Source organism: Nocardiopsis lucentensis DSM 44048 (assembly GCF_000341125.1).
Classification (GTDB): Bacteria; Actinomycetota; Actinomycetes; order Streptosporangiales; family Streptosporangiaceae; genus Nocardiopsis; species Nocardiopsis lucentensis.
The window spans coordinates 1-6,763 of sequence record NZ_ANBC01000777.1 but is presented as its reverse complement, the minus strand read 5'-3'; the positions used below and the strand labels follow the sequence as shown (position 1 = coordinate 6,763).

General features: G+C 73.7%; 8 protein-coding genes. 5 read left to right on the top strand and 3 right to left on the bottom strand.

What is annotated here, in order from left to right; all coding sequences use genetic code 11:
- Nucleotides 1-92: 92 nt before the first annotated feature.
- The gene (locus tag D471_RS0127180) at nt 93-1,466 is read right to left on the bottom strand and encodes an MFS transporter (RefSeq protein ID WP_017601536.1); all 1,374 of its coding nucleotides are present in this window, start codon (nt 1,464-1,466) and stop codon (nt 93-95) included.
- A gap of 69 nt (nt 1,467-1,535) precedes the next feature.
- On the opposite strand from D471_RS0127180, the gene D471_RS0127175 reads away from it, so the two are divergent.
- Entirely contained in the window at nt 1,536-2,120 is a 585-nt protein-coding gene (locus tag D471_RS0127175; protein ID WP_017601535.1) for a TetR/AcrR family transcriptional regulator, read from the top strand.
- An 84-nt stretch (nt 2,121-2,204) separates the two neighbouring features.
- On the opposite strand, the gene D471_RS0127170 is transcribed toward D471_RS0127175, so the two are convergent.
- Complete coding sequence (locus D471_RS0127170; RefSeq protein ID WP_017601534.1) at nt 2,205-2,522, bottom strand: nuclear transport factor 2-like protein; 318 nt, start codon at nt 2,520-2,522, stop codon at nt 2,205-2,207.
- Nucleotides 2,523-2,777: 255 nt separating this feature from the next.
- Between D471_RS0127170 and D471_RS42760 the strand changes: the two genes are divergently transcribed.
- Nucleotides 2,778-3,362, top strand: coding sequence for a CYTH domain-containing protein (locus D471_RS42760; protein WP_086003054.1), 585 nt, complete (start codon nt 2,778-2,780; stop codon nt 3,360-3,362).
- Between the two features lie 47 nt (nt 3,363-3,409).
- A complete protein-coding gene (locus D471_RS36460; protein ID WP_161630123.1) occupies nt 3,410-4,342 on the top strand; it encodes a CHAD domain-containing protein in 933 nt (310 codons plus the stop codon).
- 87 nt (nt 4,343-4,429) lie between these two features.
- On the opposite strand, the gene D471_RS36455 is transcribed toward D471_RS36460, so the two are convergent.
- Nucleotides 4,430-5,023, bottom strand: a complete 594-nt coding sequence (locus D471_RS36455) for a DUF4386 family protein (protein ID WP_017601532.1) — start codon at nt 5,021-5,023, stop codon at nt 4,430-4,432.
- An 85-nt stretch (nt 5,024-5,108) separates the two neighbouring features.
- Here D471_RS36455 and D471_RS0127155 point away from each other — a divergent pair, with 85 nt between their 5' ends.
- Nucleotides 5,109-5,792 carry a TetR/AcrR family transcriptional regulator gene (locus D471_RS0127155; protein ID WP_017601531.1) on the top strand — a complete coding sequence of 228 codons (684 nt, stop codon included), beginning with the start codon at nt 5,109-5,111 and terminating at the stop codon, nt 5,790-5,792.
- Between the two features lie 270 nt (nt 5,793-6,062).
- Nucleotides 6,063-6,763: SDR family oxidoreductase (locus D471_RS0127150; protein WP_017601530.1), on the top strand; the 701-nt coding region annotated here is incomplete at its 3' end.

The window sequence follows — 6,763 nt, the reverse complement described above, 5'->3', positions numbered from 1 at the left end:
TCAACGGACGCCTACGGCGCAGTCTCGATCCTTGAGAACCCTGCCGGCGCCCGAACGACACCCCCTCGGGTGACCGTTCCAAAAAACAGGCCCTAGTCGTACACGGGGGCGCCGGATGCCCGTCGCTCCCGTGGGCTGGGCAGACGGAACGCGAGCAGGGCGACCGTGCCGACCAGCGCTCCCATCAACAGGAAGGCGGCCCCGTCGGTGCCCGCGAGCGCGGTGGCGGCGGTCGCGGCGGCCAGGCCCAGGGCTCCGCCGAACTGCTTGGCGGTGTTCATCAGACCCGAGGCCGCCCCCGCATCCTCGGCCGGGACACCGGTGGTCACCATCGTGGCCAGGGGAGTGGTGAGCAGGCCGCCGCCGACCCCGACCACCAGGCTCGGCCCGAGCACCGCGAGCACGTAGGCGTCCCCGACGGTGAACGCCTGCCAGACCAGGCCCGCGGCGGCGGCCACGGCACCGAGCGCGACGAGGGTCCGGGAGGGGACGCGCGCCATCAGGCGCGGGGTGATCCAGGTGTTGACCACGAGCAGGGCCGACGTCAGGGGCAGGAACCCGAGGCCCGCCCGCATCGGGGAGAACCCCATCGGCCCCTGCATCCGGTAGGTGAGGAAGTACCACAGCCCCACCTGGAAACAGGCGGCGGTCAACGCGGTGGCGACGTTCCCGCGCACCACGAGCCGGTTGCGCAGCAGACCCCGGGGCACCAGCCGATGAGCGGTCCGGCGCTGTTGCGCGGCGAGCAGGACGAACAGCACGACACCCGCGAGGGCCGCCGCGCCCGCCCACGCGGCGCTCGCGTGGCCGCCAGCGGCGGACAGCGCGTAGGTCGCACAGGTGAAACCGCCGGTCGCCAGGACCGCGCCGACCAGGTCGAGCCGCCCGTGCCCGGGCGCGTCGGGGAAGCGCCGGCGCAGGACGGCCGCCCCGGCGAGGACGGCCAGGCCGATCGGCAGGTTGACCAGCAGCACCGCGCGCCAGGAGACCAGTTCGGTGAGGGCTCCGCTGAGGATGTTGCCGACACCGCCTCCCGCCAGGCTGACGGCCGTCCACGCGGCGACGGCCCGCGTTCGGGCCGGGCCCTCCGGGTTCGTGGTGGTGAGCAGGGTGAAGGTGGCCGGTGAGACCACGGCCGCGCAGAGGCCCTGGACGGCCCGCGCGCCGACGAGGACCGATCCGTCGGTGGCGAGCCCGCCCACCGTGCCGGCCAGGGTGAACGCGCCGAGCCCCCACGACAGGACCCGCCCGGTGCCGAGGACGTCGGCCAGACGTGCGCCGACCAGGAGCGCCCCCGCGAAGCCGAGGCCGTAGGCGAGCGCCACCCAGGTCGTCTGTGTCGGGCCCATCGCGAGGTCGGCCTGGATCGACGGGAGCGCCACGTTGACCACGGAGATGTCCAGCACGACCAGGAGTTGGGCCACACACGCGACCCACAGCGCGAGTGTTCGGGAAGTGGTCGCCACACGTCCTCCTTGATACACATGTATCAACTTGATACGAGCGTATCATCAGCGTGTCGGAGGGAGCCGGGAGTGTCGGAGTCGCAGCGTCGTGAGCAGATCCTGGACGCCGTGGAGCGTCTGCTCGGCAGGGAGGGCCTGCACGCGGTCACCATGCGCGCGGTCGCGGCGGAGGCCGGGGTGTCGCTGCGCCTGGTGCAGTACTACGGGGAGTCCAAGGAACGACTGCTGACGGCCGCGCTCGAACGCCTCGCGGACCGGAGCCTCCAGAGGTGGCGCGCCCGGACGGCGGTACGGGGCGAGGGCGCGGCGGTGGCGGCGGTCCGGGCGTTCTTCGACGAGGCGCTGCCCACCGACGAGGACGGCCGCGCGTTCCACCGGGTCGGCGTCTGCCTCGAACTGCTGGCGATCACCAGGCCCGACGCCGCCACGACCGCCTACCGGGACCACCTGCGGGGGCTCGCCGACCACCTCGCCGGAATCATCGGCGCGGACGAACGGGTGGACGCCGCGCGGGCGGGGCGGATCGCCACCGAGGTCATGGCCCTCGCCCACGGCCTCGGATCACTGCTGATGGCCGGGGGCGTCACCCAGGAGCACGCCGAGGGCGTGGTCGGCGACTACGTGGCGGGGCTTCAGGCGCGGTGGTCGGAGTGAGGGGTCGCGTCGTCGCCGACGGCTCTCGGCGCCCGGACGCCGGGGACGGAGGAGCCGGGACGAACCCCGCCCCGCGACGCCGGGTCAGGCCTGGCCGGTGTCGAACCTGGAGACCTTCCCGTTGGTCACCGTGAACCGCCAGCGGGTCTTCATGGAGCCCCAGGCGTCGTTGCGGTAGTCGGCGACCAGCGATCGTCCCTCGTCGCTCGCGGAGACGACGTCCATGCGGCCGTTGGCGGAGAAGATCTCCTTCTCGGCCCACTGGAACAGATCGCGCTCCGACCCGTCGTCGGACATCGTGGCGTCGGGGGTGAGCGCCTCGGCGAAGGCCTCGCGGTCGCCCGCGTTGATCGCGTCGACCAGGTCGCGCACGGCCCGGTCGGTGATGTCGGGGTGGGGCATGGCGGTGTGCGCCTCTCGTGTCGGGCCCGCCGTCGTGACCGGGCGGGCGTCGTTACCACGCCTTCCTACCCCGGGCCCCGTGGCGGTTTCCGGGAGACGCCGCGATCTCCCGCCGAGTCCTTACCGTTCCGTTCCCGGCTCTTGGCGGTGGACACGGGCCGGGCGCGCACCGCGGTGTTCCGGAACCCCTCCCCCGTCTCCGGAAGCGGAGCCGAAACCCGTCGCGACACCTTTCCCCCGGCGTCGTGCGGGTAAATGCTAGGGAACAAGGACCCACCACCCGCCCCGGCCCCTCGGGGCGCGGGGTGCGACGCCGGAGGTGAACCGCCGGTGCCCGACCACATCGAGATCGAGACCACCTACTCCGTCGACACCCGTACGCGACTGCCCGACCTGGCCGACCTCGCGCCCGGCGGGATGGAGGAGAGCACGCACGAGCTGGACGCCACCTACTACGACACCGACGCCCTGAGCCTGGCCGCTCGCCGCATCACCCTGCGCCGACGCACCGGTGGAACCGACGCCGGATGGCACCTGAAGATCCCGTGGGGGCCGGACGCCAAACGCGAGTTCCACGCCCCGCTGGGCCGGGANNNGCCCCCGCCGAGCTGGCCCGGCTCGCGGCCTCGGCGGTCCGAGGAGAACCCCTGCGTCCGGTCGCCCGGATCAGCACCCGGCGCACCGAGTACGAACTGCGCGACACCGCGGGCGAATCCCTCGCCCTGGTCGCCGACGACACGGTCACCGGAGAGGCGACCACCACCACCGCCTGGCGGGAGGTCGAGATCGAACTCGCCTCGGGCGGCCGGGAACTCCAACACGACATCGGCCGACGCCTGACCTCGGCCGGGGCCACCCCCTCCGCGACCGGCAGCAAACTCCTCACCGTGCTCGGCGACCGCGTCCCCCCGCCCGTCCCCCGCCCCCGGGGCGACACCGCGGGCGACGTGGTCCTGGCCTACCTGTGGGACCAGGTCGAGCACCTGCTCACCCACGACCCCAAGGTCCGCCTGGACGAACCCGACGCCGTGCACCAGATGCGGGTGGCCACCCGCCGGATCCGCGCCGTGCTCCAGGTGTTCCCGTCCGTCCTGGACCGCGGGTCCACCCGGCCGGTCGCCGACGAACTCCGCGACCTGGCGGGTGTGCTGGGCCTGGCACGGGACCTGGAGGTCCTCCGGGACCGGTGCGAGCGGTGGATCGACGACCTCCCCGAACGCGTCGCCGGGCACCGGCCCACCGACACCTGGCTGCGCGCCGTCGACGACCACCGCGCCGCCGAGATGGAGCGGATCACCGAGGAGCTGTCGGGCCCGCGCTACTTCGCGCTGCTGGAGGCCCTGGACCGCCTGCGCGCCGACCCGCCGCTCACCGAGGCGGCCCACCGCGAGGCGCGTCCCGTCCTGTCCGACGACCTCGTCGGAGCCTGCCGCCGGATGTCGGCCGCCCACGACCGCGCGGTGGCCGCCGAGGACGCCGACGCGCGCCTGACCGCCTGGCACGACGTCCGCAAGGCCGCCAAACGCGCCCGCTACGCCGCCACGCTCGCCGCCCCCGTCCTGGGCAAGCGCGCCAAACGCGTGCGCACCTGGGCCTGCGGTCTCCAGGAGGTGCTCGGCGAGCACCAGGACGGCGTGGCCCTGCGGACCTACCTCGACGAGCACGCGCCGACCCTGGTCGAGGCGGGCGACCACGACGACGGGGTCCTGGTCACGCTCGGCGCCGTGGCCGGGGCGGAGGTCGTCAGGGGCGAGGCGCTCATCGACGAGGCCGCTCGGGTGTGGAGCTCGGGCCCCGACCCGCGCCACCCCCTCGCCTGAGCACCCGACGCGGACCGTGTCGTTCGACGGCTGCCGGGTGCCCTCACCGGTTGGAGGCGCGGTGGTCGGGGTGAGGGCTCCCGTTCCTCAGCGACGGCCCTCCTCGGCACGCGGGCCGGGGCGGAGGCGTCCGTCGGAGGTCGGGGGCGCGTGTGTCGGGACGGGGAAGCCCCGGACGAGCAGGAACAGGCCGAGGGCGACCTCGAAGAGACCGCCCGGGGCGGCCAGTACGAGACCGGCGCCGGGGGAAGCGGATCCCAGTACCGCGCCGACGGCGAGCAGGGCGTACCCGACCACACCCCACCAGGCGAACCAGGCGGGCATCCCGAGACGCGTCGACAGGGCGCGACAGAACGGGACGCTGCCGACCCCGAGGACGACCATGGCGGCCGCGTAGGCGAGGTCGTTGCCGGTGGTGTTCCCGGACGCCAGGAGGAACACCCCGGCGGCGAGCAGGACGGCCTCCGCGACGCGGACGGCGAGGTAGGTCCAGGCGACGCCGGGGGCGGTCGTCCGGAGGACGCCGAGGGTGACGACTCCGATGGTCGCCACCGCGACCGAGTTGAGGAGCATGAGGCCGAGGCCGACGGGCTGGTCGGCCAAGGAGCCGCCGCCACCGTAGAGGGCGAACGCGGCGAGGAAGAGGGTTCCGACCAGTCGACCGGAGCTGCGATGGGACATGTCGTACTCCTGCGTACTTAGTAAGCTTACTAAGTACGCTAAACTAGGGCGCCAGATCGGTCAACACCAGACGAAGGAGGTTCGCGTGTCCGGATCCGACGCGGGACGCGGGTCGAGGAGGGCGGAGCCGCTGGATCGTGACCGGGTGCTGGCCGCCGCCGTGGCCCTGGCCGACGCGGACGGACTCGGCGCGCTGACGATGCGGTCCCTGGCGGAGGCCCTGGGTGTGAAACCGATGTCGCTGTACCGCCACATCGAGGGCAAGGAGGACCTGCTGGACGGCATGGTCGACCTGGTCTTCGGCGCGATCGAGCTGCCTCGGGTGGACGGCCGGTGGCGGGACGAGCTGCGTCGGCGAGCCGTCTCGGCGCGTACGGTGCTGGCCCGGCATCCGTGGGCGCTGGGGCTGCTGGACAGCAGGACGACCCCCGGGGCCGCGACGCTCCAGCACCACGACGCGGTGGTCGGTGTACTGGTGAACAACGGCTTCTCGCTGGCGATGACCGCGCGCGCCTACACGATCATCGACGCCTACGTGTACGGGTTCGTGCTCCAGGAGGCGGCGCTGCCGTTCGACGACGCGGAGGCCGGGGAGGACGCGACCGGCGCCGTGGAGTCGGCCATGGCCGGTCTCGACCGGGAGCGGTACCCGTATCTGAGCGCGTTCGCCGCCGGACACCTGGCGCGGGCCGACTACGACTTCGGCGAGGAGTTCGAGCCCGGCCTCGAACTGGTCCTGGACGCCGTCGCGGCGCTCGGGGAGGGCTAGCCTCCGTCGCGGATGTCGGCTGCGGCGGGGCGACGCGGAGGTCGCGCACCCCTTGCGGGATGGGGAGTGGCGGGGCGTGCGTCGGTTCCCCGCCCGCGACCGGGGCGGCCGGGTGGTCGACGTTCCGAGCCACCGCCGATCCGGCCGGGACCCGACCGGGCGACACACGCTGAACACGGCGAGGGCCGCACCGGCCTCGGGGGAGGCCCCGTCCGGTTCGCGTCGGCCCGGTTTGCGTTCGAGCGCGCTCGAAGTCCTAGCGTCGCCGCCATGACGACACAGACACAGACACAGGCACAGACCTGGATCATCACCGGCGCGTCCCGCGGTTTCGGGCGCGCACTGGCGGAGTCGGCGCTCGCGGCGGGCGATCACGTGGTGGCGGCGGTGCGCCGACCCGGGAGCGTGGCCGACCTGGCGGCCGAGTACCCCGACGACTGCCTGGTCGCGGGGTTCGACGCCCGGGACGTCACTGCGGCCGAGGACCTCGTGCGGGCCGCCCTCGACCGCTTCGGCCAGCTCGACGTGCTGGTCAACAACGCGGGCCGGGGCATGGTCGGAGCGGTTGAGGAGGTCGGCGACGCGCAGCTGCGGGAGCTGATGGACCTGCACCTGTTCGGCCCCGCCGCGCTCGTCCGCGCGGCGCTGCCCGCGATGCGCGCGCGGAGCACCGGGACGATCGTGCAGATGAGCAGCCAGGGCGGGCGCATGTCGTTCCCCGGTGTCGCGGCCTACTCCGCGTCGAAGTTCGCCCTCGAAGGCTGGTCGGAGGCCCTGGCCGGGGAGGTCGCGCAGTTCGGGATCCGCGTGATGATCGTCGAGCCCAGCCGGTTCCGGACCGACTTCAACGCCTCCGGCACGCTTGAGTTCGCCGAGGCGTCCGAGACCTACCGCGACCTGCTCGCCGCCGTCCGCGCGGACATGGCCGGGGCCGACGGAACCCAGGAGGGCGACCCGGCGCGGGCGGCCGG

What these genes read in the sequence shown, in the direction of transcription:
- D471_RS0127170 (WP_017601534.1), bottom strand. Translation starts at nt 2,522, where the DNA reads ATGCCCCACCCCGACATCACCGACCGGGCCGTGCGCGACCTGGTCGAC.
- D471_RS36455 (WP_017601532.1), bottom strand. Translation starts at nt 5,023, where the DNA reads ATGTCCCATCGCAGCTCCGGTCGACTGGTCGGAACCCTCTTCCTCGCC.